22 protein-coding genes and 1 pseudogene are annotated in these 24,392 nt (G+C 71.0%); 10 read left to right on the top strand and 13 right to left on the bottom strand.

Annotation, left to right across the window (positions count from 1 at the left end):
• Positions 1 to 3 precede the first annotated feature (3 nt).
• Genes ABZ078_RS32595 through ABZ078_RS32585 form a run of 3 tightly spaced genes read right to left on the bottom strand, consistent with a single transcriptional unit; the run spans position 4 to position 5,041 of the window.
• Positions 4 to 2,493 carry an ATP-binding cassette domain-containing protein gene (locus ABZ078_RS32595; RefSeq protein ID WP_356581283.1) on the bottom strand — a complete coding sequence of 830 codons (2,490 nt, stop codon included), beginning with the start codon at positions 2,491 to 2,493 and terminating at the stop codon, positions 4 to 6.
• Entirely contained in the window at positions 2,490 to 3,473 is a 984-nt protein-coding gene (locus tag ABZ078_RS32590; RefSeq protein WP_356581281.1) for an ABC transporter permease, read from the bottom strand. The genes ABZ078_RS32595 and ABZ078_RS32590 overlap by 4 nt, the downstream gene beginning before the upstream one ends.
• Positions 3,470 to 5,041: an ABC transporter substrate-binding protein gene (locus ABZ078_RS32585; RefSeq protein WP_356581279.1), complete on the bottom strand. Its 1,572-nt coding sequence runs from the start codon at positions 5,039 to 5,041 to the stop codon at positions 3,470 to 3,472. Before ABZ078_RS32585 ends, ABZ078_RS32590 begins: the two co-directional genes overlap by 4 nt.
• Positions 5,042 to 5,251: 210 nt before the next feature.
• Between ABZ078_RS32585 and ABZ078_RS32580 the strand changes: the two genes are divergently transcribed.
• Positions 5,252 to 5,737, top strand: a complete 486-nt coding sequence (locus ABZ078_RS32580; RefSeq protein ID WP_356581277.1) for an aldo/keto reductase — start codon at positions 5,252 to 5,254, stop codon at positions 5,735 to 5,737.
• A gap of 203 nt (positions 5,738 to 5,940) precedes the next feature.
• Here ABZ078_RS32580 and ABZ078_RS32575 read toward each other — a convergent pair whose 3' ends face one another.
• Positions 5,941 to 6,063, bottom strand: coding sequence for a hypothetical protein (locus ABZ078_RS32575; RefSeq protein ID WP_356581275.1), 123 nt, complete (start codon positions 6,061 to 6,063; stop codon positions 5,941 to 5,943).
• Between the two features lie 54 nt (positions 6,064 to 6,117).
• Between ABZ078_RS32575 and ABZ078_RS32570 the strand changes: the two genes are divergently transcribed.
• Complete coding sequence (locus tag ABZ078_RS32570) at positions 6,118 to 6,372, top strand: hypothetical protein (protein WP_356581273.1); 255 nt, start codon at positions 6,118 to 6,120, stop codon at positions 6,370 to 6,372.
• A gap of 267 nt (positions 6,373 to 6,639) precedes the next feature.
• On the opposite strand, the gene ABZ078_RS32565 is transcribed toward ABZ078_RS32570, so the two are convergent.
• Complete coding sequence (locus ABZ078_RS32565) at positions 6,640 to 6,843, bottom strand: hypothetical protein (RefSeq protein ID WP_356581271.1); 204 nt, start codon at positions 6,841 to 6,843, stop codon at positions 6,640 to 6,642.
• 416 nt (positions 6,844 to 7,259) lie between these two features.
• Between ABZ078_RS32565 and ABZ078_RS32560 the strand changes: the two genes are divergently transcribed.
• The 5 genes and pseudogenes from ABZ078_RS32560 to ABZ078_RS32540 all read left to right on the top strand — a co-directional run bounded on the left by ABZ078_RS32560 (position 7,260) and on the right by ABZ078_RS32540 (position 11,661).
• Positions 7,260 to 7,799 (top strand): hypothetical protein, encoded by a 540-nt coding sequence (locus ABZ078_RS32560; protein WP_356581269.1) that lies wholly within the window; start codon positions 7,260 to 7,262, stop codon positions 7,797 to 7,799.
• Positions 7,800 to 7,805: 6 nt separating this feature from the next.
• Complete coding sequence (locus ABZ078_RS32555; protein ID WP_356581267.1) at positions 7,806 to 8,279, top strand: hypothetical protein; 474 nt, start codon at positions 7,806 to 7,808, stop codon at positions 8,277 to 8,279.
• A 62-nt stretch (positions 8,280 to 8,341) separates the two neighbouring features.
• The gene (locus ABZ078_RS32550) at positions 8,342 to 8,770 is read left to right on the top strand and encodes an NUDIX domain-containing protein (RefSeq protein WP_356581311.1); all 429 of its coding nucleotides are present in this window, start codon (positions 8,342 to 8,344) and stop codon (positions 8,768 to 8,770) included.
• Positions 8,771 to 9,542: 772 nt separating this feature from the next.
• Positions 9,543 to 10,015, top strand: a pseudogene (locus ABZ078_RS32545) (EamA family transporter); the annotation flags it as partial.
• A 701-nt stretch (positions 10,016 to 10,716) separates the two neighbouring features.
• Positions 10,717 to 11,661, top strand: coding sequence for a hypothetical protein (locus tag ABZ078_RS32540; RefSeq protein WP_356581265.1), 945 nt, complete (start codon positions 10,717 to 10,719; stop codon positions 11,659 to 11,661).
• Between the two features lie 6 nt (positions 11,662 to 11,667).
• Here the strand turns inward: ABZ078_RS32540 and ABZ078_RS32535 are convergent, their stop codons facing one another.
• From ABZ078_RS32535 to ABZ078_RS32525, 3 genes are read right to left on the bottom strand one after another with little or no spacing between them, the layout of a single operon-like run.
• Entirely contained in the window at positions 11,668 to 11,976 is a 309-nt protein-coding gene (locus ABZ078_RS32535; RefSeq protein WP_356581263.1) for an AzlD domain-containing protein, read from the bottom strand.
• Entirely contained in the window at positions 11,973 to 12,704 is a 732-nt protein-coding gene (locus ABZ078_RS32530) for an AzlC family ABC transporter permease (protein WP_356581261.1), read from the bottom strand. Before ABZ078_RS32530 ends, ABZ078_RS32535 begins: the two co-directional genes overlap by 4 nt.
• Positions 12,705 to 12,714: 10 nt before the next feature.
• On the bottom strand, positions 12,715 to 13,566 hold the full coding sequence (locus ABZ078_RS32525) for an AraC family transcriptional regulator (protein ID WP_356581259.1): 852 nt from the start codon (positions 13,564 to 13,566) through the stop codon (positions 12,715 to 12,717).
• Between the two features lie 156 nt (positions 13,567 to 13,722).
• Between ABZ078_RS32525 and ABZ078_RS32520 the strand changes: the two genes are divergently transcribed.
• From ABZ078_RS32520 to ABZ078_RS32510, 3 genes are all read left to right on the top strand, one after another.
• On the top strand, positions 13,723 to 18,738 hold the full coding sequence (locus ABZ078_RS32520) for an ATP-dependent helicase (RefSeq protein ID WP_356581257.1): 5,016 nt from the start codon (positions 13,723 to 13,725) through the stop codon (positions 18,736 to 18,738).
• Positions 18,739 to 18,816: 78 nt separating this feature from the next.
• Positions 18,817 to 19,695 carry a DNA-formamidopyrimidine glycosylase family protein gene (locus tag ABZ078_RS32515; RefSeq protein ID WP_356581255.1) on the top strand — a complete coding sequence of 293 codons (879 nt, stop codon included), beginning with the start codon at positions 18,817 to 18,819 and terminating at the stop codon, positions 19,693 to 19,695.
• A gap of 32 nt (positions 19,696 to 19,727) precedes the next feature.
• The gene (locus tag ABZ078_RS32510; protein ID WP_356581254.1) at positions 19,728 to 20,492 is read left to right on the top strand and encodes an SDR family NAD(P)-dependent oxidoreductase; all 765 of its coding nucleotides are present in this window, start codon (positions 19,728 to 19,730) and stop codon (positions 20,490 to 20,492) included.
• Here ABZ078_RS32510 and ABZ078_RS32505 read toward each other — a convergent pair.
• From ABZ078_RS32505 to rimO, 5 genes are all read right to left on the bottom strand, one after another.
• Positions 20,440 to 20,718, bottom strand: coding sequence for a hypothetical protein (locus ABZ078_RS32505; protein WP_356581252.1), 279 nt, complete (start codon positions 20,716 to 20,718; stop codon positions 20,440 to 20,442). The two genes, ABZ078_RS32510 and ABZ078_RS32505, sit on opposite strands and share 53 nt — an antisense overlap.
• Positions 20,719 to 21,019: 301 nt before the next feature.
• Positions 21,020 to 21,400, bottom strand: coding sequence for a helix-turn-helix transcriptional regulator (locus tag ABZ078_RS32500; RefSeq protein WP_110631461.1), 381 nt, complete (start codon positions 21,398 to 21,400; stop codon positions 21,020 to 21,022).
• Positions 21,401 to 21,509: 109 nt separating this feature from the next.
• Positions 21,510 to 22,055 carry a CinA family protein gene (locus ABZ078_RS32495; protein WP_356581249.1) on the bottom strand — a complete coding sequence of 182 codons (546 nt, stop codon included), beginning with the start codon at positions 22,053 to 22,055 and terminating at the stop codon, positions 21,510 to 21,512.
• On the bottom strand, positions 22,052 to 22,852 hold the full coding sequence (gene pgsA / locus ABZ078_RS32490; protein WP_356581247.1) for a CDP-diacylglycerol--glycerol-3-phosphate 3-phosphatidyltransferase: 801 nt from the start codon (positions 22,850 to 22,852) through the stop codon (positions 22,052 to 22,054). Before pgsA ends, ABZ078_RS32495 begins: the two co-directional genes overlap by 4 nt.
• Complete coding sequence (rimO, locus tag ABZ078_RS32485; RefSeq protein WP_356581245.1) at positions 22,849 to 24,330, bottom strand: 30S ribosomal protein S12 methylthiotransferase RimO; 1,482 nt, start codon at positions 24,328 to 24,330, stop codon at positions 22,849 to 22,851. The genes pgsA and rimO overlap by 4 nt, the downstream gene beginning before the upstream one ends.
• Between the last annotated feature and the right edge of the window lie 62 nt (positions 24,331 to 24,392).

The following is a 24,392-nucleotide window of genomic DNA, read 5'->3' as shown; positions in this document are numbered from 1 at the left end:
AGGTCACCGTGTCACGTCCTCTCCAGCGGCCCGCGCCCTCTTCGGCATCGCCGCCACCAGGGCACGGGTCACGTCATGCCCGGGCCGGCTCAGCACCCGGGCCGCCGGCCCCGTCTCACGGATCCGCCCCTCGTGCAGCACTGCAACCCGGCCGCCGAGACGGGCGGCGACCGACAGGTCGTGCGTGACCATGACGACGGCGATCCCCAACTCCGCCCGCAGACCCGCGATCAGCTCGGTGACCGCGGCCGCCACCGACGGATCCAGCGCGCTGGTCACCTCGTCGCAGAGCAGCACCTCGGGTCCCGCGGCCAGCGCACGTGCCAGGGCCACCCGCTGCCGCTGACCTCCCGACAGGGCTCCGGGGAGCCGTCCGCCCAGCTCCGGGTCCAGGCCGACCTGGGCGAGCAGCCGCTCCACTTCCGCCGATCGCCGTACCGCCGGTATGTCAGGACGGAACACGAGCGGCCGGCCGACGATCGCGGCCACGGTGTGGCGGGGGTTGAGTGAGGCGTACGGGTCCTGGGGGACGAGCTGCACTCGGCGGCGCTGTCCGGGTTCGCGGTGGCGTACGTCCCCGGCGAGCACCGCACCGTGGAGGTGGATGTCGCCTCGCGTGGGGATGTCGAGTCCGGCGAGACAGCGCAGCAGGGTGGTCTTGCCGCAGCCGGAGGGGCCGACCACGGACAGGCAGTCTCCCGGGTCGAGGGTGAGACCAACCCCGTCAAGTACGGGCTTGTCGCGGACGAGCCAGATGTCGGACGCGCGCAGCAGTGCGCCCTCGCCCGTGGAGTCCGCGGTTGTGGAGTCCGCGGTTGTGGGAGCGCCCGGACGGGCCGCCGCGACCAGCGCCTTCCCGCGCTCACTCGCCGGATCCCTGAGCACGGTCTCGGCGGGCCCGATCTCGACCATCCGCCCGCCGTCCATGACGGCCACCCGGTCGGCCACGGAGGCGACCGAGGCGAGGTCGTGCGAGACGAGCAGGACAGCGGTGTCCGTCTCGCGCCGCAGCCGGGTCAGGTCGGCGAGGAACGCGGCGGCGGTGACGGTGTCGAGGGCGCTGGTCGGTTCGTCGAGGACGAGCAGCCGGGGCTCCGCGGCTAGTGCGGCTGCCAGCGCGGCCCGCTGACGCTGACCGCCGGAGAGCTGATGCGGCAGGCGGTGAACGACCTCCTGCGGCCGGTCGAGTCCCGCAAGCCGCAACGCCCTTTCGATCCGCTCCGGCCACCGCTCCTTGGGTATTCGGCGGGCCCGAAGCACCTCGCTGATCTGGGTGCCGACTCGCAAGTGCGCGGCGAGCGCGGTGCGCGGATCCTGGGCGACGTATCCGCATACAGATGCGCGCAGCCGCCGTAGCCGACGCTCGTCCAGTGTCAGGGGGTCCTGACCGTCGAGCCGTACGGAACCGCCCGCGTGCCGCAGCCCCGGGGCGATGTGCCCCAGCGCGGCGAGGACGAGCGTGGTCTTGCCGCTGCCCGACTCCCCCACCACGGCGAGGAGTTCGCCGGGCGGGAGGTCGAGATCCACACCGTCGAGTACTGCGCGTCCTGCGTCACGCTCAACACGCAACCCCCGCACGGACAGCAGAGTCCCCGCCGCCTCCACACCACCCGGCGCGGCCTTGCGTCGACGGCCGACGGCCCGCACGTCCGGTCCGGGGAACGCCGAGTCGAGCAGGAGATTCGTGGCGAGCAGGAGGACCAGGAGAAGCACCGCCGGCACGAGGACCGCGAGAGGCTGGAGGGTGAGGCCGTCGCGGTTCTCCAGGACCATCAACCCCCAGTCGGCGGCGGGTGGTTGGGCGCCGTATCCGAGGAAGGCGGCGGTGGCGACGACGGTGACCGCGCCGAGGAAACGCACCCCGGCGTCGGCGGCGAGCACCGGCGCGAGGTTGGGCAGCACCTCGCGCCCCAGAACGCTCACCGTGCGCTCGCCGCGGGCTACGGCGACCTCCACGTAGTCCTGGGAGAGGATGCGCAGGGTCGCGGCCCTGACCACGCGGATGCTCTCCGGCAGCAGGACGAGCCCGGCGGCGAGTGCGACGCCCGTCGTGCCGCGCCCGGTGGCCACGACCACCACGCTCAGCAGCAGGAAGGCGGGCAGCCCCAGCAGGACGTCGGCGAGACGCAGGATGAGGGTGTCGGTCCATCCCTTGCGGCAGGCGGCGGTCATCCCGGCGACCGCGCCCAGTGCACAGACCGCGGCCGTGACGGCGAGCCCGTTCAGCAGCAGGGAGCGGCCACCGGACAGCACCCGGCTGAGCACGTCGGAGCCCAACCGGTCGGTTCCCAGCGGGGCTTGGCCGCTGCCTGGCGCGTACGGGATGTCCACGGGCTCGGTCACCGGGTGAGGCGCGAACAGCGGTCCGAGCAGCGCGACGGCAGCGACCAGCAGCAGGACGACCAGCGCGGCCCGCCCACGCCATCGCCGCCGCACCGGCCGGTCGGACTCGGGGGCCGCCACGGCGGGCGGACGTTCGGAGATCAGGGTCATCGCGCCCGCCTCTGCACAGGATCGAGAAGCGGTACGGCCAGGTCGGCAACGAGGTTCGCGGCCACCGCGACGGCCGCGCCGAGCAGGGCGACCGCCTGCACCACCGGGACGTCCCGGGCCGCCGTGGCGTCCACCAGGAGCGCGGCGATGCCCGGGTAGGCGAAGAGGGACTCCGCGACCAGCGCCCCGCCCAGCAGGTAGGCGGTGGAGCGGGCGAGCATCGGGACGGCGGGGCCGAGCCCGGCGGGCAGGACGTAGCGCAGGGCGACCCGGACCTCGGGCACCCCGTTCAGCCGCGCGGCCTCCACCGCCGGTGAGCGGGCGGCCTCGGCCACACCGGCCCGTACCAGCCGCAGGTTCTGGGCGAGGCACACCGAGACCAGCGTGAGCACCGGCAGGACGAGCACGGACGGTTCGTCGAGCGGCCCCTGCCCGGCGCCCAGCAGGGACACGGCGGGCAGCCAGCCAAGACCGGCCGCGAACACCGCCATCAGCAGAGCACCCGTCACGAACTCCGGTACGGCGGCCAGCCCGAGCGCGGCACCGGACACGACCCGGTCACCGCGCCGCCCGGCCCGCAGCCCCGCCCACAGCCCCAGTCCCACGGCGAGCGGCACCAGCACGGCCGTGGCGGCGAGCCCCAGCACGAGGGAGTTGCCGAACCGGTCCGCGATCACCTCGCCGACCGGCCGCCCGCTCGCGTAGCTGGCACCGAAGTCGCCGCGCACGGCGTGCCCGAGCCAGTCGAGGTACCGCAGCGGCGCGGGCCGGTCCAGGCCCAGCTGAGCCCGCAGCTCCGCCACGGACTGCGCGGACGCCTGCGGGCCGAGCCGGGCGGTGGCCGCGTCGCCGGGCGCCGCCTCGGTGGCGGCGAACACCAGCACGGACACGGCGAACAGCACGAGCAGCGCGGCCGCGCTCCGCGCCGGCCACGGGTGTGAGCGCGGGCGCCGACAGACCCGGGACTGCTGCGATCTCATTCGACGAACGCGTCCCGCAGACTCGGAAAGTCGGCGTAGCCCCGCGACTTCACCCCGTGCGCCTTCGCGGCCGACCCGGACACCGTCGGCACCCGGGCGAACAGCGCGTCGCCGCCGTGTTCGTGCAGATGCCGCAGTACGTCCGCCACGCGCGCCCGGCGATCCGCCTCCCGCGTGGCGCGGTTCATGGCGGCGATCAGCGGATCGAGTTCGGCGGCGCCCTTGGTGCCGGTGAGCGGGAAGGAAGCCGTCGAGCCGTAGTACGTACGGATCGCCAGCGGCAGCGGGTTGGGGTGGTAGGCGGCCGTCTGGATGGGCGTACTGAGGATGGTCTTGAAGTCGCTGTAGTAGTCCGCGGCAGGCACCTTGTCGAGCGTCGCCTTGACCCCGGCCTTCGCCAGCATCGGCACCATCGCGGTGGCGCTCTCCTCGGTGCCGTAGTCGTAGTCGGAGGTGCGGATCGTGACGGCGAGCCCCTCCTGCCCGGCCTCGGCGAGGAGCTTCTTCGCCTGCTCGGGGTCGTACGCGGTCTGCGCGATGCCGTCGTCGTAGTACGGCTGGTGCGCGCCCACCAGGTCGTTGCCGACCTCGCCCTGACCGAGCGTCACGGTCCGCACCAGGGACTCGCGGTCCAGCGCCAGCTTCACGGCGCGCACGACACGCGCGTCCGTGAAGGGCTTCAGCCCGAGGTTCATGGGGAGGTTGAGGTCGACCCACAGATCCTTGGGCGGCGTCTCGATGCGCAGCGCACTGTTGCCGCGTTCGGTGCGTACGGCAGTCAGGGCGAGCCCGCCGGCGTACTCGAACTGGCCCGACTTCAGGCCGCTGAGCCGTGCGGCCGCGTCGGTGACGGAGATCAGCTCCAGCTCGTCGAGGTGGGGCCCACCATTGTCCGCGTCCCAGTAGTCCTTGCGCGGGACCAGCACACTGCTGCGCCCGGCCTGCCACTGCTTGAGCACGTACGGCCCGCTGCCCACGGCCTTGGCGAGGTTCTTGGTGCCGTCGGGGAACACGAACATCGAATGGGCGAGGGCGAGATCGAAGAACCCGTCGGCCATGGTGAGGGGCAGTTCGACGGTCCGCTCGTCACGGACGCGGGCGTTCTTGAGGTCGAGGTGCGTGACGAAGCCGCCCTGCGGGCTCCGCTTCTCGACGAGCGTGCGCAGACTGAACAGCACGTCGCGGGCGGTGAGTTGGCGTCCGTCGCTGAAGGTGACGCCCTTCCTGACCCGCACGGTCCACTTCGTCGCGTCGGAGTTGGGCTCGACGGTCTCCGCCAGCCGCCACACGGGCTTGCCGCCGTCCAGCTCACCGAGGGCGTCCCAGACGACCCGGGCTCGCACGTAGTCGACGCCGACGCCGGCGGCGAGCGTGGGGTCGGTGGACTCCGCGCTCCCCCCGATGAACGCCGCCCGCAGTTTCCCGCCCTTGCGAGGAGTGACGGACGCCTCGGCGCCGGTCGGCTGCTCTTTCCCTCCACTGTTTCCGCAGCCCGCGAGCCCTCCGCCGACGGCGACCACCGCCGCCCCTCCCACGACACCGCGCAGCGCGGCACGCCGACCTATCACGCCGGTTCCCTCTCCCCTTGCACACACCGACCCCCAGGCAGCGGAACGACCGGATGCCCGAGGTATACGACGTACACACAGTACCGGTCTCGAAAATCGTTTTCAATAAGGGCAGTGGTCCGCGCTGAGCGTCAGCCGAGCTCGGGAACCGTTCTCCCGGCACCTCAGTGCCGAGTCCGGTACGTACCCACCTGAACCGTCCCGGCTCGAATGGAGACCGTCGAGCACCTGATCCGCGACGCGCTCTACCCGTACCCCGAGCACGTGCTGATCGCCACGAAGGTCGGCATGGTCCGCCCCGCGCCGGGACACTGGTATCCGCTCGGCAACCCGTACTACCTGCGGGCCTGCGTCGAAGCGAGCCTTCGCCGCCTCAAGGTCGAACGACTGGAGTTGTGCTACCTGCACCGCATCGACCCCGAGGTGGCGCTCGACGATCAGATCGCCGTCCTCCAGGCCCTCCAGGAGGACGGCCAGATCGGGCACATCGGCCTGTCGAAGGTCACCCCCGAGGCCATTCGCACGGCAGGCAAGAACATCACTGTGGCCGCCGTTCAGAACGTCCTCAACATGACCGACAGCTTCGATCCGGCATTGGACCTCTGCCGGGGCCTGGGCATCCCCTACGTGCCCTACCGGCCGCTCGACGCCGGCTCGCTGGCGCGCACGGCGGGAGTACAGGACCCGCTTCACTGACCGCTCAACCGTGGCGACCACGTAGCCCCCATACCGAGCACGAGCCAACCGCAGCACCTCGAACAGATCGTCGCCGCTGTGGCAGAGGAATCCTGATGTCCACGATCACGGCACCCGTCCCCACGACTCGCAGCGCCGGTCCCGCGCCTGTACGGAAGACGGCCCCGTACGAAGACTGGCGACCGCCGATCGTCAGGGTGTCCTTACTCGTCCCGGTGGGCGCGGACGCACTGGTCGTCGTTGGCCTCCTCGGCGGCGTCATGATGCCCACCGGCGCTGTGCACGATGGCCAGACTCCAGAGCAGGCAGCCCAGGGTGTGCTTCATGGCGCTCCGGGCGGCCTCCCCGTCACGCGGCGCGTGGCCCTGGCCTGGGTACAGATGCGCCGCCGGAAGGTCATCACGCACGTACTGGCGACGGAGCCGATGACCCGCATGGAGGTCGGGCACCTTACCTACCGCGACCCACGCGCCGATGTGCGCGTACTGCCCACCATGCAGGTCATCGACAAGCTGACACCAAAGGGCCGACTACGGGCCCTCGTGGGATTGCAGGCCCTCCCCACCGGCGAGACTGCCCACATCGGAGGGGATGTGGTGCGCCCCACCGCACCTCCAGGACTCGTCCACACCTGACGAGCCGGGGGAGTCAGTCGTGTCCTGATGTCAGTCGTGTCCTGATGGAGTGGCTGACGGCCCCGCTGGCTTCGTACACCAGAAGGGGCAGCACTTCGACACCGGTTCGGGAGGCACTGAGGTGTCGGACCAGAACAAGATGTGCGCAAGTTCCGACAGCGCCTGGCCTCCCTGGCGGGCAGAGTGCGGCCGTCGCCCCGCTCCTCCAGGTCCTTCGCCTTCGCTTCGCTCGGGGCCTTCCACCTGGACCGGCGACTGCCTCTGGAACTAGGCGACGAGGTGATCCAACCTCGCCTTCACCTTGACGGCGGAGACGAGCTTGGCCCCCGGGGCGTCGGGGCCGGATGCGGGCGCGACGACGGCGACAGCCGGTGTGGCGACGGCGGCTTCGGGGGCGGGCACAGCGACCGGGGTAGCGATTGCGGCGGCGATGGCGAGAATGGCGGCACCGCGCAGGGTCCACTTCAGCACGATGATGCTCCGATCTTGACGTGTGATGGCATGTGCGTCGATCGTCGCCGCCGATCCGGTGTCCGGGGATCGTCCGAAGGTCGCGGCCGCCTCCCCCGCACGGGGGAGGCGGCCGACCGCGGGGGGCCTCCCGTCCTTGTGAACATCGACCCTGGGCAGATCGGGCCGCCTCCGGTGGTGGCCAACCAGGCGAGGGCGGCCCATGATTTGGCCGAGGCACAGAACGACCTGGCTGCCGCCCGGACGGCCCTACGGAACATGATGCGCGACCAGAACCGCGACTCAACGTGATCGCCCTCATGTGGCTCGCAGGCGGCCCAATACCAGCAGCAGCCGTGCGAAGCTGGGGTCGCCCCTGCCGACGTTGATCACGCACATGCAACGACGCCCCCTCCCCGCACGGAAAAGACACGCCAATGAGCCGTCCCGCGATACCCGACCTGGCATGGTGGCGCGGGGACCCCGAGCGATGGGAACTTCTGGAGTTCGACGGGCAGCACACTGAGGATGGGCTGCCCATGGACGCCCGCTGGGAGGACAGGCAGCAGGTCCTCGAAGCCCTGGTCCGGGACCCTGGTCAGGACGACGGGAACTTCGCCCGGTTCCTGTTGCTTCAGGAGACACGGTGGCATGGGCACTCCTGGGGATTCAGCCACAGCATCGAACTCGCCGCCCTGCGGATCGCCGAAGAACGCCACGTCGAGGACGTCTGGCTCCTGTGGGAAGCCATCTGCCGAAGCTTCGACACCTGGTGCGGCCTTCCTCACCACCTGCTGCTCGCCGCCGGAGTGTCCATCACCACGGAGTACGTCAAAGCCTCCGACCATCCCCAGCGGGACAACCTCTTGGAGCACCTCGGGAAGATCTCCCAGGTCACAGACGAGGAGGTCGCCCAGACACTGAGCCAACGGCGCCGCTACTACGGCGAGATCCTCGACGAGCTGAGCGGGGAGTGAGCCGGCGTGGAGATCACCGTGCAGTGGGTACGGACATCGTGGACCAAGGAGTCTCGGGGAGGTGAGAGTGCCGCGCGCAGGAATGCCGCTCCGATCGGGTTCCCTCTTCCACATGCATCGAGGTCGCTGGCGCACGTGGTGCGCATGCGTGAGGAGGACGGTTTTCAGCCTCATGACGCTCTAGAGGACCTGAGCAAGGTCGATGTCCAACTCCGTGAAGCCGAAGGACGCTTGCGGGTCTTCCCGCGGGTGCAGCCTTTGTTTGCCCTGCCGCCGCGGCGGCGACGCCTGCCGGCCGTGCGACTCGTTCCCGGGCAGTGGGTCCGTTGGCAGCTGAACTACCGCTTCAGCAGCGCACTGGGGATCCGGGACTGGTCCTACTGGCTGGACACCTTCAATATCGCCTACGGACCGGTGACCACTGACGTGTTCTGTGGAACGCCTGACTTCTTCATCGACGAGCAGGGCCCCGTCCGCTAGCGCTGGCTGACTTGACCCCCGAGAGGTTGTGGCTCCCCTGCCATCATGTGCCCGTGGTCACCATGGATTCCTCAAACGCCCCCGACCAACTACTCCGCGCCCAGCTGATGCAGGTGCTCAGCGGCATCGAACCCTGGGACGATCAGGAGCGGACACACCTCGCTGCAACAGCAGAGTGGATCACCAGCGGAGCGCCTCTCTACAGGACACTGAAACCCGCCACCCCCGCGAAGCACCTGGTCAGCTACTTCGTCGTGCTCGATGAGACGCGCGAGGAACTCCTACTCGTTGCCCACCGCAAGGCCGGCTTGTGGCTTCCCAGCGGCGGCCACGTCGAGCCGACAGAGGATCCGTGGCACACGGTCCGTCGTGAATGCCGCGAAGAGCTGCGCATCGAAGCCGTACCCGCCTTGATCACCGGGGACCGCCCGATCTTCCTCACCGTCACACGGACTCGCGGCCAAGGGCAGCACACTGACGTGTCCTTGTAGTACGTCCTGCGGGGAGAGGCAGGCCAGGTCACTTCCTTCGACGAAGCCGAGTTCGACGCGATCAAGTGGCTCTCCTTGGACCAGGTCCTCGCCACACCAGAGGACACCCTCGACCCCCACATGCACCGATTCACTCGCAAGCTAATGAGCTTGCTGGCCCTACGTAGGAGCACGCGGTGATGACCTCCGCCACCGAGAGAAGACGTGCCTCACGTAACTGGCATCCATAGAGCGCTCTGACCAGCAGGTATTTGAATACAACCCTAGATAACACCTGCGATGACGTCGAAGCCGAAGTCTGCGACGTCATCGTCACCGGCATGGTCGCGCTGACCCGCATGGACCCCGATGCCAAGTCCGTATTCGCTCGGCGCATGAAGCGAATCACCGACCGGGACCTAAGTAACGAGAGGGCCACGTCGGCTGCACCCGGCGCTGTCGCTGACAATATGACGGGAGGCCAGCAGAGTTGAGCGATACATCCCGCAACGCCAAGACCTGGACTACCTACGGCCAACACCAGCTCAGCCGGTCCTACATGCCTCCGTGCCGACGCAACTCAGGTGGGGGTTCTGGGACGGCGTCGGCCCAGGAAACGAGGTCCTCGGTCCGATCACCGGTCGGCGAGTCCTGGACGTCGGCTCCGGGGCCGGCCATTACGCAGTCCATCTCGCCATTGCACACGGCGCGCTCATCGATGCGGTCGACCTGTCTCCCACGCAGCACCAGCGCGCGATCAGCCACTTCGGCGCGGTGCCCGGCGTCCGCTTCCTTCTACCAGGCCATCGACCGGATTCCGCTGGGCCCGGCGGTGACCTGGAAGTTCTCGGCCCGCTCCTGCTGTCGGCCATCTCCAAGCGCCGGGTGGTGAGCCTGGTGTGGGCCGGGCTGGCGCTCGCTGGCGTCTTCCTCCTAGGGCAGGACGGCTTCGGCCGGCTCAACCCGGCGGGCGTCGCTTTCGCGCTCGGTGCGGGCGCCATGTGGGCGGCGTATATCGTCTTCAACTCCCGGGCCGGTGCCCGCTTTCCGCGGCTGGACGGTCTGGCTGTGGCGATGGCGGTGGCTGCGCTGGTGAGCCTGCCGCTGGGTATTGGCTCCGCGGGAACCACGCTGCTTGAGCCGGGGGTGCTGGGGCTCGGCCTGGCTGTGGCTCTGCTGTCGTCGGGGCTGCCGTACACGCTGGAGCTTCTGCCCCTGCGGCGCCTGCCTGCGCCGACCTTCGCGGTGCTGATGAGCCTGGCCCCGGAGCAGTGGCCGAGGAGCCCAGGCGCGTCCCACGAAGTCGCAGCTTCTTCCGGGGCTCCAGCAGACCGACTCCAACGCGGCCTTCACCGTGCGGAATCCGACTCCGTGCTCACGCATCAAGGCCCGGTACGACACACCTGCCCGGGCATCACGGCGGATCGCCGCGTACAAGTCGACCTTGGACTTCGGTGGGGCCATCACACCCTCATCCCGCAGAGCACTTCGATGCTCCCACCGCAAAGCCCTCAAGTGTTGCCAGAACTGAACTCACGGACATCGCCCTCCGGCGAAACGAGGTGTTCTCGGCCCTGAGCGACAACTGGTGTCGGATTCCGTCAACAAAACCAGAGGAAGGCCGGCCCCGGACTGTCCAGGTGAGGGCACCAGGACCACCGCGGCCACGACCTCGTCGTCCAGCGCGTCCAGCAGGTGCCCCGTACCAGAAGGTAAAGCACACTGAGAGTCACACGAATCCAGGGAGTTTTCAGGAAGTTTCAACGCGGGACGGGCCGGGACGCGGAGGGCTTTCGATTCCGCACAACAGTGCAGGTCATAGCGCTAACTCGCGAAGATCTCCGCAGGTCGGCGGCCCTTCCGCTGCCAGAAGACCGTCAACCGCATGCGTGCAGTATCCCGCCCCTGAGAGTGGGCCTACGCCGGGACCGCTTGCCGAGACCACTTTCCGCCCTACGGTCTGACGCATGGCCGAAACAGGAGCTCCCCCACTCCCCCCGACGCCCCCGGCGCACTCCCCGATCTTCCGCGCCGAGCAGTTCGTCTGGCTCACCGCGCGCGTGCTCGAACAGCGCCTCTTCGCGTATCACTTCCTGAACGGCGCGGCCGACCCGGTGGAGACCGCGCTGGACGCCTACCGCAACGAGGACGGCGGGTACGGCCATGCCCTGGAGCCCGATCTGCGCGGCCCGGTCAGCCAGCCGCTGCACACCGGTCACGCACTCCACGTCCTGGACGCCATCGAACGCTGCGGCGGACAGCGCGTGGACCGCGTATGCCGCTACCTCACGTCGGTCTCCACCCCGGATGGCGCCCTCCCGGCGATCCACCCCAGCCAGCGGGGCTACCCCGCGGCCCCCTTCATCCCGATCGTGGACGACCCGCCCAGCTCCCTCCTGGCCACTGGGCCGGTGGTCGCTTCCCTGCACCGCAACGAGGTCTGGCACGCCTGGCTGTTCCGGGCCACGGACTTCTGCTGGCAGGCGGTCGAGTCCCTGGAGAAGACCCACCCCTACGAGATCGAGGCCGCCATGGCCTTCCTGGACTCCGCTCCCGACCGCACGCGCGCGGAGGCAGCCGCCGATCGCCTCGGCCGTCTGGTGCGCGAACAGCGCTTGGCGGCTCTCGAACCGGAGAACCTGGACACCTACCCGGTCTCCCCCGGCTATGCCCCCGGCGAGCACCACTTCCCGCACGACTACGCGAAGACACCGCGCTCCCTCGCGCGCGCGTGGTTCACGGACGACGAGATGAGCCGCTCCCTCGACCACCTGACCGGCGAACAGCAGGAGGACGGCGGCTGGCCCATCCACTGGCGCCAGTGGGCACCGGGCACCGCCCTGGAGGCACGCCCCATGGTGACGATCGAGGCGCTGCGCACGCTCAGGGCGTACGGCCGCCACATCGGCTGACCCACCTCACCCACCGATCGCCCGCACCCCCGCCGTCACCACCACGGCCGCCGCGACGACGAGCAGGAAGGGTGCCCGCAGGACGAGCGCCACGGCGGCCGCAGCGACTCCGGCCACCCTTGCGTCCAGCACCAGGGCATGCCCGTCGCCGAACGTCTGCTGAGCCGTGAGGGCGGCAAGGAGTGCGACGGGCGACAGGGCGGCAAGACGCCGGACGAGAGGCTTCTCCAGAGCACCCGCGGGCACAAGCAGCCCGGCCAGCTTGACGGCGTAGCAGCCGAGAGCGGTGATGCCGATCGCGATCCAGATGCTCACAGCTCCTCCTCCCGCGCGTCTCCCCTGCGACGCCCGTCGGCCCACAGCACGACCGGCGCCGCGAGGGCGGCCACCAGAACAGGCACACCGGCAGGCAGCACAGGCAACAACCCGAGCCCCAGAACCACGGCCAGACCGGCGACAACGCGCTCGGTCGCGGACTTCAGCATCGGCGCGAGCAACGCCAGAAACACGGCGGGCCCCGCCGCATCGATCCCCCATGCATCGGTGTCCCCCAGGGCCTCGGCCCCCAGCGCACCGACCAGCGTGGTGAGATTCCACAGCACATACAAACTCAGTCCCGTCACCAGGAACCCGATCCGCGCACCGCGCCGCGTCGGCTGCCCCAGGGCGACAGCAGCCGTCTCGTCGATCACCCACTGCGCGGCGAACGGCCGCACCGCGCGCGTGAGGCTGAGCAACTGCGACAGCCGCAGCCCGTAGAAGGCGTTGCGCACGCCCAGGAAGAAGGCCCCCGCAGCCGCGGTCAACGGGCTGCCGCCGGCCGCAAGCGCCCCCACGAGCGCGAACTGCGACGCTCCGGTGAACACCAGCAGACTGAGCGCGCAGGTCTGCACGACGGTGAGCCCGCTGCCCGCCGACGTCACCCCGAAGGCGAACCCAGACAGCCCGACGGCGACTCCGACACCCAGGGCGTCCCGTACGACAACCATGTCGGGCTTGCCCCCGACGTCGCGGAGGTCTTCAAGAGCTCCCTGTTCTGCCACGCCCGCAACGCTAGGACGGCCCCTGCCACGCGTCTTGTACGTTCTTGCGCTCCCGCTGATAGGCCCCCGGCGGCACGCCGACGATCCGGGTGAAGTGCCGGTTCAGATGCGGCTGATCGGTGAACCCCACGGCAACGGCGGCCTCCGCCGGCGAGCCACCCGCGTCCAGCAGCCGCCGAGCCCGCCGTACCCGCGCATCGGTCAACCAGGCATGCGGCGGCATCCCATACAGACCCCGGAACGCCCGCAGCAAGGCGAACGGCCCGGTACCGAGATCGGCGGCCAGTTTCTCCAGACTCGGCGGCTCGGCCATCCGTGCCTCGAGCACCTCACGCGCGCGTACTGCGATCCGATCCCCCGCCGTCCTCACCTTCCGCTGCGGCAGCGCCCCACCGTTCAATCGCAGCAACCGTGTCACGGCAACCCGAAGCAACGTGTCGGCAGCCAGCGCGTTCCCCTCGTCCGCGGCACGCAGTACTTGATGCACCAGCCCCACGGTGTACGGATCATCCAGCACCGGCCTGATGAACCCCGGCGTCCCACGGATCTCGGTGGTCTCGGCCGCGATCTCCGCCACCACCTCCGGCGACGGATACACGGCCCCGTACTGCCACCCTTCAGGAACCCCCGCCCGCCCGGTATGCGGCGTATCCGGATTGACCAACGCGAGCGCACCGGCCCCCGCGTACTGATCGGCACCCCGATGGTGAAAGACCTCCACCCCCTCGGCGATGGCGGCGATCACAAAGGTCTCATGGGTGTGCCGCACAAACGTCTTCCGGACGTACTGGGCCCGCAGCAGATCAACGCCGGGCAACTCGGCGTACCGCCAGTGCCGTGCCCGCTCGCCCGAACCTGCCATGCCCCCATTGTCCGGGACGACGGCAACGGCTGGGCGCGCACCCCACCGAACCCGCACAGGCGCCGCAGGCATCGACGCGCACCCCCGCTCACCGCCAAGCCGAGGACGTTTCCCCAGCTCAGCCGCATTGTCAGTCCCGGGGTGCAGGATGGACGCATGGTCAGCAAACCGCACCGAGCCCTCGACGGCTTCTCCCCCGCGACCCGCGGCTGGTTCACGGGCGCCTTCTCCGCGCCCACCGCGGCCCAGGCCGGCGCGTGGCAGGCCATCGGCGAGGGCTCGGACGTGCTGGTCGTCGCCCCCACCGGCTCCGGCAAGACCCTGGCCGCCTTCCTCGCCGCCCTCGACCAGCTCGCCTCCACACCCCCACCCGCCGACCCCAAGAAACGCTGCCGCGTCCTCTACGTCTCCCCCCTCAAGGCCCTGGCCGTGGACGTGGAGCGCAACCTCCGCAGTCCCCTGACGGGCATCCGCCAGGAATCCGTCCGCCTCGGCCTGCCCGAGCCAGAGGTGAAGGTCGGCATCCGCTCGGGGGACACCCCCGCCGCAGAGCGCCGCGCCCTGTCGACCCGCCCCCCGGACATCCTGATCACCACTCCGGAATCCCTCTTCCTGATGCTGACGTCGGCGACCCGCGACGCCCTGACCGGCATCGAGACGGTGATCCTCGACGAGGTCCACGCGGTGGCGGGCACCAAGCGCGGCGCCCACCTCGCCCTCACCCTGGAGCGCCTGGACGAGCTCCTGCCCAAGCCGGCCCGCCGAATCGGCCTCTCCGCGACCGTCCGTCCGGTCGACGAGGTGGCCCGCTTCCTCTCCCCTCGCCGCAAGGTGGAGATCGTCCAGCCGAAGTCGGGCAAGGAGTTCGACCTCTCGGTCGTGGTCCCCGTCGAGGACCTGGGCGAACTGGGCGGCTCCCCGGTGGCCGAAGGCACCGAAGGCACGGAACGCCCCTCGATCTGGCCGCACGTCGAGGAGCGGATCGCCGACCTCGTGCAGGCGCACCACTCCACGATCGTCTTCGCCAACTCCCGCCGCCTCGCGGAACGCCTTTGCAACCGCCTCAACGAGATCGCCTACGAGCGCGCCACCGGCGAAACCCTGGACGAGCACCACGCCCCGGCCGAGCTCATGGGCGGCTCGGGCGCGGCGCAGGGCGCACCCCCGGTCATCGCCCGTGCCCACCACGGTTCGGTCTCCAAGGAGCAGCGTTCCCTGGTAGAGGAGGACCTCAAGGCAGGCCGCCTCCCCGCGGTCGTGGCCACGTCGAGCCTCGAACTGGGCATCGACATGGGCGCGGTGGACCTCGTCGTCCAGGTCGAGTCGCCCCCGTCCGTCGCCTCCGGCCTCCAGCGCGTCGGCCGCGCGGGCCACCAGGTGGGTGCCGTCTCCACCGGCGTGGTCTTCCCGAAATACCGCGGCGACCTCGTCCAGGCAGCCGTGGTCACCGAACGGATGCGCACCGGATCCATCGAGTCCCTCAAGGTCCCGGCCAACCCCTTGGACGTCCTGGCCCAGCAGGTCGTCGCCATGACGGCGATGGACACCTGGCAGTTCGACGACCTTCTCGCCATGATCCGCCGGGCCGCTCCCTTCGCCTCACTGCCCGAGTCCGCCTTCACCGCGGTCCTCGACATGCTCGCCGGCCGCTACCCGTCCGACGCCTTCGCGGAGCTTCGCCCACGCGTGGTGTGGGACCGCGTCGCCGGCACGATCACCGGCCGCCCCGGCGCCCAGCGCCTCGCCGTCACCTCCGGGGGCACGATCCCCGACCGCGGCCTCTTCGGGGTCTTCCTCGCCGGAGCGGACCCGAAGAAGGGCGGCGGCCGGGTCGGCGAACTCGACGAGGAGATGGTCTACGAGTCCCGCGTCGGGGACGTCTTCACGCTCGGTACCAGCTCCTGGCGCATCGAGGACATCACGCGCGACCGCGTCCTGGTCTCCCCCGCCCCGGGCGTGCCGGGCAGGCTTCCCTTCTGGAAGGGCGACCAGCTGGGCCGCCCACTCGAACTGGGCCGCGCGGTCGGCGCGTTCCTGCGCGAGGTCGGCTCGCTGCCCAAGGAGGACGCCCGCCTGCGCCTGCTCGCCGCCGGCCTGGACTCGTGGGCGGCGGACAACGTCCTGTCCTACCTGGACGAGCAGCGCGAGGCCTGCGGCCACGTCCCGGACGACCGCACGATCGTCGTCGAGCGCTTCCGGGACGAACTCGGCGACTGGCGCGTCGTCGTGCACTCCCCCTTCGGCGCCCAGGTCCACGCCCCCTGGGCACTCGCCCTCGGCGCGAAACTCTCCGAGCGGTACGGCATGGACGCGCAGGTCATGCACGCCGACGACGGCATCGTGCTGCGCCTGCCCGACGCCGACCTCATGGGCCTGGACCTGCTGGACCAGGAACCGCGAAAGGCCGGCACGGAGTACGACGCCGACCAGGCACCCGTCGGCGCGGCGGACGTCGTCTTCGACAAGGGCGACGTCGACCAGGTCGTCACCGACCAGGTGGGTGGCTCGGCCCTGTTCGCGTCCCGGTTCCGCGAGTGCGCCGCCCGCGCGCTGCTGCTGCCGCGCCGCAACCCGGGCAAGCGCACTCCGCTGTGGCAGCAGCGTCAGCGCGCCGCGCAACTGCTTGAGGTGGCCAGCGAGTTCGGCTCGTTCCCGATCGTCCTGGAGGCGGTCCGCGAGTGCCTCCAGGACGTCTTCGACGTCCCCGGACTCGTCGAACTGATGGGTGACCTGGAGTCCCGCAAGGTACGCCTCGTCGAGGTCACCACCCCCGAACCGTCGCCGTTCGCGCGCTCCCTCCTGTTCGGTTACGTCGCCCAGTTCCTGTACGAGGGGGACTCACCACTCGCCGAGCGTCGCGCCGCCGCCCTGTCGCTGGACTCGCGGCTGCTGGCCGAGTTGCTCGGGCAGGCGGAGCTGCGGGAGCTGCTCGACGCCGAAGTGCTGACGGAGCTGGAACAAGAACTCCAGTGGCTCACCGAGGACCGCCGCGTCAAGGACGTCGAAGGCGTCGCGGACGTCCTCCGCCTCCTCGGCCCGCTCACGGACGCCGAGCTGGCCGAGCGCGGCGCCGAACCGCACTGGGCTCAGGAGCTGGCCGCCGCCCGCCGCGCCATCAAGGTCCGCGTCGCCGGCACCGACCACTGGGCGGCGATCGAGGACGCGGGCCGCCTGCGCGACGCGCTCGGCACCGCCCTGCCGGTCGGCGTCCCCGAGGCCTTCACCGAGCCGGTCAAGGACCCGCTCGGCGATCTCCTCGCGCGCTACGCCCGCACCCACGGCCCGTTCACGTCGGCCACGGCAGCGACCCGCTTCGGCCTGGGCGTGGCGGTCACGGAGGGCGCCCTCCAGCGGCTGGCGGCGAGCGGGCGGGTCGTGCAGGGCGAGTTCCACCCGGCCGGCATCGGCCAGGAGTGGTGCGACGCGTCGGTCCTGCGCCGTCTGCGCCGCCGCTCCCTCGCGGCCCTGCGTCATGAACTGGAGCCGGTGCCACCGGCCGCGCTCGCCCAGTTCCTACCGCAGTGGCAGCACATCGGCAGGGGGCACGGGCTGCGTGGCGCCGACGGGCTGGTCCGTGCCATCGAGCAGTTGCAGGGCGCGTCCGTGCCCGCGTCCGCCCTGGAGAAGCTCGTCCTGCCGTCCCGCGTAGCGAACTACACTCCCGCGATGCTCGACGAGCTCACCGCGGCCGGCGAGGTCGTCTGGGCCGGAGCGGGCTCCCTCCCCGGCAAGGACGGCTGGGTCTCCCTCTACATGGCGGACGCAGCCCCCCTGATCCTGCCCCAGCCCCACCCCCTGGAGCTCACGGCGCTGCACCAGTCGGTCCTGGACACCCTGTCCGGCGGCTACGGCCTGTTCTTCCGCCAGATCGCCGACCATGTCCGTGCCACCACCCACCCCGACGCCACCGACCCCCAACTCGCCGACGCCATCTGGGAGCTGGCCTGGTCCGGCCGTCTGACCAACGACACACTCGCCCCCATGCGCTCCCTGCTGGGCTCGGGCCGCACCGCCGGCTCGACGGCCCACCGCGCGAAGCGCACGGTCCCGCGCGGACGCTACGGCTCGTTGACGGCAGCCGCCCGCCCCACCTCCCGCACCGGCCCGCCGACCGTGGCCGGCCGCTGGTCTCTGCTCCCGGCGCACGAACCCGACCCCACCGTGCGGGCCCATGCCCTGGCCCGCACCCTCCTCGACCGGCACGGCGTGGTCACCCGGGGAGCGGTCGCCGCGGAGGGCGTCGAGGGCGGCTTCTCGGCGACGTACCGCATCCTGTCCGCCTTCGAGGAGACCGGCCAGGCGCGGCGCGGTTACGTGGTCGAGGGACTCGGCGCCGCCCAGTTCGCGATGGACGGCGCGGTGGACCGCCTCCGCGCGGTGGCCAACGCCCGCGAACGCGGCGACGGCCTGCCCGGCCCGACCACCTCCGACGACTCCGGCGCCCTCGACGGCTTCGGCGCTCCCGACGGCGACGGCCACACGTACGGCTTCCCTGACGACCTCTCCAGGGGGAACGATCCGGGTAACGCCCCTACAGACCACGCCCCGGACGGGTCCCCCACGTACGACATCCCCGACCTCGACCACGACTTCCTCGACGCCCACCTGGGCCCCGGCGACTACGTCTCCCCCCGCGACCTCGGCCCCCAGGGCGGCCGACGCACCCCACAGACCGCCGCATGGCACAACGGCGGCACGCCATACGGCCCCGGCCCCGGCCCCCGCACCGGCCCCGGCCCCGGCCCCAGCTACGGCTACGGACCCCGCCGCCCCACCCCCGAAACCCGAACCGTCGTCCTGGCCGCCGCCGACCCGGCCAACGCATACGGCGCCGCCCTCCCCTGGCCCGAGCCCCCCACCGGCGCCGGGCACAAGCCGGGCCGCAAGGCGGGCTCCCTCGTGGTGCTCGTCGACGGCGAGCTGACCCTCTACATGGAGCGTGGCGGCAAGACACTGCTGGCCTGGCCCGCCGCACCGGACACCGAGCCCGCCGACGACCCCCGTCTGCACGCGGCAGCGGAGGCCCTCGCCGCAGCGGCCCGCGCGGGCTCCCTCGGCACGGTCACGGTGGAACGCGTGAACGGCGCCTCGGCCCTGACCTCCCCCTTCGGCACCCTCCTGGAAGCAGCGGGCTTCATCGCGACACCCCGGGGCCTGCGCCTACGCGCCTGACCGGACACCACCACACCACCACACCAGCCCTCGCCCCGCCCCCACCCCGTGTCACCCACCCCATGCCACCCTTGACCCATGCCCGAAGGAGACACGGTCTGGCAGACCGCGAGACGGCTGCACAGCGCCCTCGCGGGCAGGACGCTGACTCGTAGCGACTTCCGGGTCCCGAAGTACGCCACGATCGACCTCGCGGGCCGTACCGTCCTGGACGTCACCCCGCGCGGCAAGCACCTCCTCGCCCGCATCGAGGGCGGTCTCACGCTCCACACGCACCTGGGGATGGAAGGCTCCTGGAAGGTGTACGCCGACCAGCAGCGCTGGACGGGCGGCCCCGCCCACCAGATCCGCGTGATCCTCGTCGCCGCCCCCGACGCGGACGCCCCCGACGCCCGTCCCGGCCGTACGGCCGTCGGCTACCGCCTCCCCGTCCTGGAACTCCTGCGCACCACGGAAGAAGACCGTGCCGTCGGCCACCTCGGCCCCGACCTCCTGGGGCCGGACTGGGACCCCGAGCGCGCCCTCTCCAACCTCCTCGGGGATCCCGACCGGGCCCTCGGTGAGGCCCTGCTGGACCAGCGCAACCTCGCCGGAATCGGCAATGTCTACAAGAGCGAGCTCTGTTTCCTGCTCCGCGTCACGCCCTGGCTCCCGGTCGGCGCGCTCCCCGCCGAGCACACCGCCCAACTGCCCGTACTGGCCAAGAAGCTCCTGGAAGCCAACCGCGAGCGCCCCATCCGCAGTACGACGGGCCGCCGCGGCCAGGACCTCTTCGTGTACGGCCGCGCCAACCGCCCCTGCCTGCGCTGCTCCACTCCGGTCCGCGCCGCCGACCAGGGCGACGGCTCCCGTGAGCGCCCTACCTACTGGTGCCCGAACTGCCAGGCGGGCCCTGTCCCGAGCACGACGCCCAGCCGGACCACGTCCCACGGAACCCAGCGCCGCCCGACTAATTGACGGGCCGTCAGAACTCCTCGTACCGTCCCGTCATGGCCGTCAAGGCGTACGACCTCAGCGGACGCACCGCATTCGTCACCGGCGCCGCCGGCGGCATCGGCCGCGCCTCGGCCGTCCTGCTCGCCGAGGCCGGCGCAGCCGTGCACTGCGCCGACCGTGACGCACAGGGCCTGCACGACACGGCGACCCTGATCAAGGCGAGCGGCGGCACCGCGCGCACCCACCACCTCGACGTCACCGACCGCGACCGGCTCCGCCGGGCCGTCGCCTCATGCGAGCGTCTCGACGTGATGGCCGCGGTCGCCGGGATCATGCACAGCAGCCCGGTCCTGGAAACCCGCGACGAGGACCTCGACCGGGTACTGAACGTCAACTTCAGGGGAGTGCTGTACGCCTGTCAGGAGGCCGCCCGCGCGATGCTCGCCCAGCACGTCAAGGGCAGCATCATCACGATGGCCTCGGGCGCCGTCGACACCGGCGGCCCCGGACTGCTCTGCTACGGCGCGGCCAAGGCGGCCGTCGTGCAGCTGACGAAGACGCTGGCGACGGAGATGGGCCCGCACGGCATCCGGGTCAACGCGGTCGCCCCGGGCTGGATACGCACCCCCATGACCGACCGCCACGACACCGCGGCACAGGCCCGGACCGAGGCGTTCATGGCCCGGATGTCGCCACTGGGCCGGGTCGGCGAGCCGGCGGACGTCGCGCACGCGGTGCTGCACCTGGCGTCCGACGCCTCGTCCTTCACAACGGGTCAGATCCTGCGTCCGAACGGCGGTGTGGCGATGCCGTGGTAGTCCGCCCCGCCTGCCAAGCCTGCGCCCACCGCCGTGGATCGACGGCTCCCGCGGCCCGCGCCTTCGGCACACACTGCACCGGCAGCAGGCTCAGCCCCCACCCTCCGGCGGCCACGGCGCCCTCCAGCACTCCCGCGTCGGGCGCCAGCGCAAGCCGCAGCGCGGCCCACCACCACAGCACACCGCACCCGAGGATCACCCCCCAGCGCGCTATCGGCCGTGCCATCCACCCACCTCCAGCCCGAGGCTAGGCCGCCCGTTCACCCGCCGGGAGGGCGCACCAAGGGCACATGGATGCAGCGCGGGCCAACGTCGTCACGGCGCGTCAGGCGCCGCCGTCACACCCTCCACGATGGCTTCCGGGCCCCGTACCGGCAAACGGACCGCGAAGGTCCGCACGGACCGCGCAGGGTCCGCACAGCACGAAACCCCGACCGCACTCCTCCGGGTCTCCCTGGAGAAGCCCTGGCCGGGGCCTCACACAACTCCTTCAGCGCATGGTCAGCCCACGCGCACCGGCGTCACCGTCACGCGGCGACCACGTCCACCGCCTCGGCGGGCGCCTTGATGGTCACCCGTTCCGGCGGCACACCGGTCACCGACACGGAACCCAGCATCGGACGGACCGACGTGGGTACAGGCTCGCTGGGAGTGGCCGCGGCAGACTGGGCCAGCTCGGCGAGGGCGAGCTCGTCGCTCACTTCCCGCATGAGCTCGGACATCCGTACGTCCAGCGCGTCGCAGATCGCGGCGAGCAGTTCGGAGGAAGCCTCCTTCTGCCCCCGCTCCACCTCGGAGAGATAGCCGAGTGAGACTCGGGCGGACGAGGAGACTTCGCGCAGAGTACGGCCCTGGCGCTGGCGCTGCCGACGCAGCACGTCACCCAGCAGGCGACGGAGCAGAATCATCGGTGGCTCCCTCCTCGGACCGCGTAGCCGCATCCTTCACGCCCCACCGTACCGCCTTGCGCCGCGGCCGTGCGGGGAGCGATGTCGTGTTCACTCAGGGCTGCAAACATCAAAACCCCCCGTTCCGTTCCGTATCCTGTGCCCGCTCATTCCCAGTGTGTTCGCTCACAAGCTCCCTCAGGAGCAGTGCGAGTACGCTCCGTACACTCTCCATACGAATTTCCGCACGGTCGCCGTTCAACCGCAGGGCCTCTACTTTTCCGCCAGCGGCGGAACCGGAACCCTGGTCGAAAGGCCCGTCCACGGCCACGAAAACCGTCCCCACGGGCTGTCCGTCCTGCCCCTCGGGCCCCGCGACACCAGTCGTCGCGATACCCCAGTCGGCACCCAGAGCCTTCCTTACGCCGGCCGCCATCTGAGCCGCTACCTGCGGATTCACCGCTCCGTGCTCCGCCAGCAGAGTGGCGTCGACGCCGAGCAGCCGATGCTTGAGCTCGGTGGCGTAGGCGGTCACCGACCCGCGGAACGCCTTTGACGCCCCCGGGGTGTCTGTGATTTCCGCCGCAACCAGCCCACCGGTCAGGGACTCGGCGACAGCGAGCGTCTCACCCTTCACGATGAGTAGTCGCACCACGTCGGCGGCCGTGGAATTCACGCTTCCGTCTCCTCCGACGCGGCCTTGCGCTCGGCGATCCCCTGCCTGCGCAGCACAATGGCTTGTCTCACATAGTCGAGACCGGTCACCACAGTCAGGACGACCGCCACGGCCATCACCCAGAACCTCAGAGTGGCCAGCCACCCCGTCAGCGCCAGGATGTACATCCCGACGGCCACGCCCTGCGTGAGGGTCTTGAGCTTGCCGCCGCGGCTCGCCGGGATGACGCCGTACCGGATGACGATGAAACGAAGAAGCGTGATCCCGAATTCCCGGCCGAGGATGACGCCCGTCACCCACCACGGCAGATCGCCCAGCGCGGACAGACAGATCAGCGCCGCCCCCATGATCGCCTTGTCGGCGATGGGGTCGGCGATCTTCCCGAAGTCGGTGACGAGGTTGTACGTCCGCGCCAGATGACCGTCGAACAGGTCGGTGATCATGGCGATGGCGAAGGCCGCCCAGGCGAGCGAGCGCCACGCCGGGTCGTATCCGCCGTCGGCCAGCATCAGCGCGACGAACGCGGGCACGAGGACCAGCCGGAGCATGGTCAGGAGGTTGGCGACGTTCCAGACGCTGGCCTGGTTGACGGCCGCGGCCGCGATCTTCCCACCGCGCGGGGGCTTGGCACCGCCCGGGCCACCGGTTTCGGCGCCGGTCGCCTTCGAGCCACCGGCCTTGGACGAACCGGCCGAACCCGCCGAACCGGCCGAACCCGCCGTGCTCATCGCACGCGCTGTGCCCGCCGCGCCCGCCTGGGAGGAGCCACCCGCGGCGGACGCCGGAACTCCGGTCATCTGCCCGCCTCCTCACTACACGCGAGCGTGCCCTGCAGCGGCTCGGCCACCAGGTCGACACCTTCCGTGCCGACCACCTTCGCCTCGACCATACGACCGACGCTCAGGCCCGCGCCGCTCGTGAGCAGCACCTGGCCGTCCGTCTCCGGCGCCTGGTGCGCCCCACGGCCGTACGCGCCTTCGGCGGACTCCTCGGCGCCCACCGACTCGACGAGGACCTGCACGGTCTCGCCGACACGCTCCTCGGCCCGTTGCGAGACGAGTTCCTCGGCCAGTCGGGAGACCCGGGCCAGCCGCTCGGCGACGACGTCCTCGTCCAGCTTGTTGTCGTACGTCGCGGCCTCCGTGCCCTCCTCGTCGGAGTAGCCGAAGACACCGATGGCGTCCAGCCGCGCGCCGTTCAGGAACCGCTCCAGCTCGGCCAGGTCGGCCTCGCTCTCGCCGGGGAAGCCCACGATGAAGTTGGAGCGCACGCCGGCCTGGGGAGCCTTGCCGCGGATGGTGTCGAGCAGTTCCAGGAAGCGATCGGTGTCACCGAAGCGCCGCATGGCGCGCAGCACGTCCGGGGCGGAGTGCTGGAAGGACAGGTCGAAGTACGGGGCGATCTTCGGCGTCGAGGTCAGGACGTCGATCAGTCCGGGCCGCATCTCGGCCGGCTGGAGGTAGCTGACGCGGACGCGCTCGATGCCGTCGACCTCGGCCAGCTCCGGCAGGAGGGACTCCAGCAGCCGGATGTCGCCCAGGTCCTTGCCGTACGAGGTGTTGTTCTCGGAGACCAGCATGATCTCCTTCACGCCCTGCTCGGCCAGCCACCGCGTCTCGTTCAGCACGTCGCTCGGGCGGCGCGAGATGAACGAGCCGCGGAAGGACGGGATGGCGCAGAAGGTGCAGCGCCGGTCGCAGCCCGAGGCGAGCTTCACCGAGGCGACCGGGGCGCCGTCCAGACGGCGCCGCAGGGGCGCACGCGGGCCGGAAGCCGGAGCGAGGCCCTCCGGAAGGTCGGCGGGCGCGTGTCCGGGCAGGGCGACCTCGGCCGCGGACTCCTGCCGCTCGGCCGGGCTGATCGGCAGCAGCTTGCGCCGGTCGCGCGGGGTGTGCGAGGCGTGGATGCCGCCGTTCAGGATGGTCTGCAGGCGGTCCGAGATGTTCGCGTAGTCGTCGAAGCCGAGCACGCCGTCGGCCTCGGGGAGGGCCTCGGCGAGCTCCTTGCCGTACCGCTCGGCCATGCAGCCCACCGCCACGACGGCCTGGGTTCTGTTGTGCCCCTTGAGGTCGTTGGCCTCCAGGAGTGCGTCGACGGAGTCCTTCTTGGCGGCGTCGACGAAGCCGCACGTGTTGACGACGGCGACGTCCGCGTCCGCGGCGTCCTCCACGAGGTCCCAGCCGTCCGCCTCCAAACGGCCTGCGAGCTCCTCCGAGTCCACCTCGTTACGGGCGCAGCCAAGAGTGACGAGTGCGACGGTACGGCGTTCAGGCATGGGCTCAAGACTACTTTGTCTCACTGACAGCCCACGTCGACGGGGTTGGCCGATCTTGGCCA

This window comes from Streptomyces sp. NPDC006385 (assembly GCF_040612485.1).
In the GTDB taxonomy this organism is placed as follows: Bacteria; Actinomycetota; Actinomycetes; order Streptomycetales; family Streptomycetaceae; genus Streptomyces.
The sequence above is the reverse complement of the archived record's forward strand: the minus strand, read 5'-3'. Positions and strand labels throughout refer to the sequence as shown.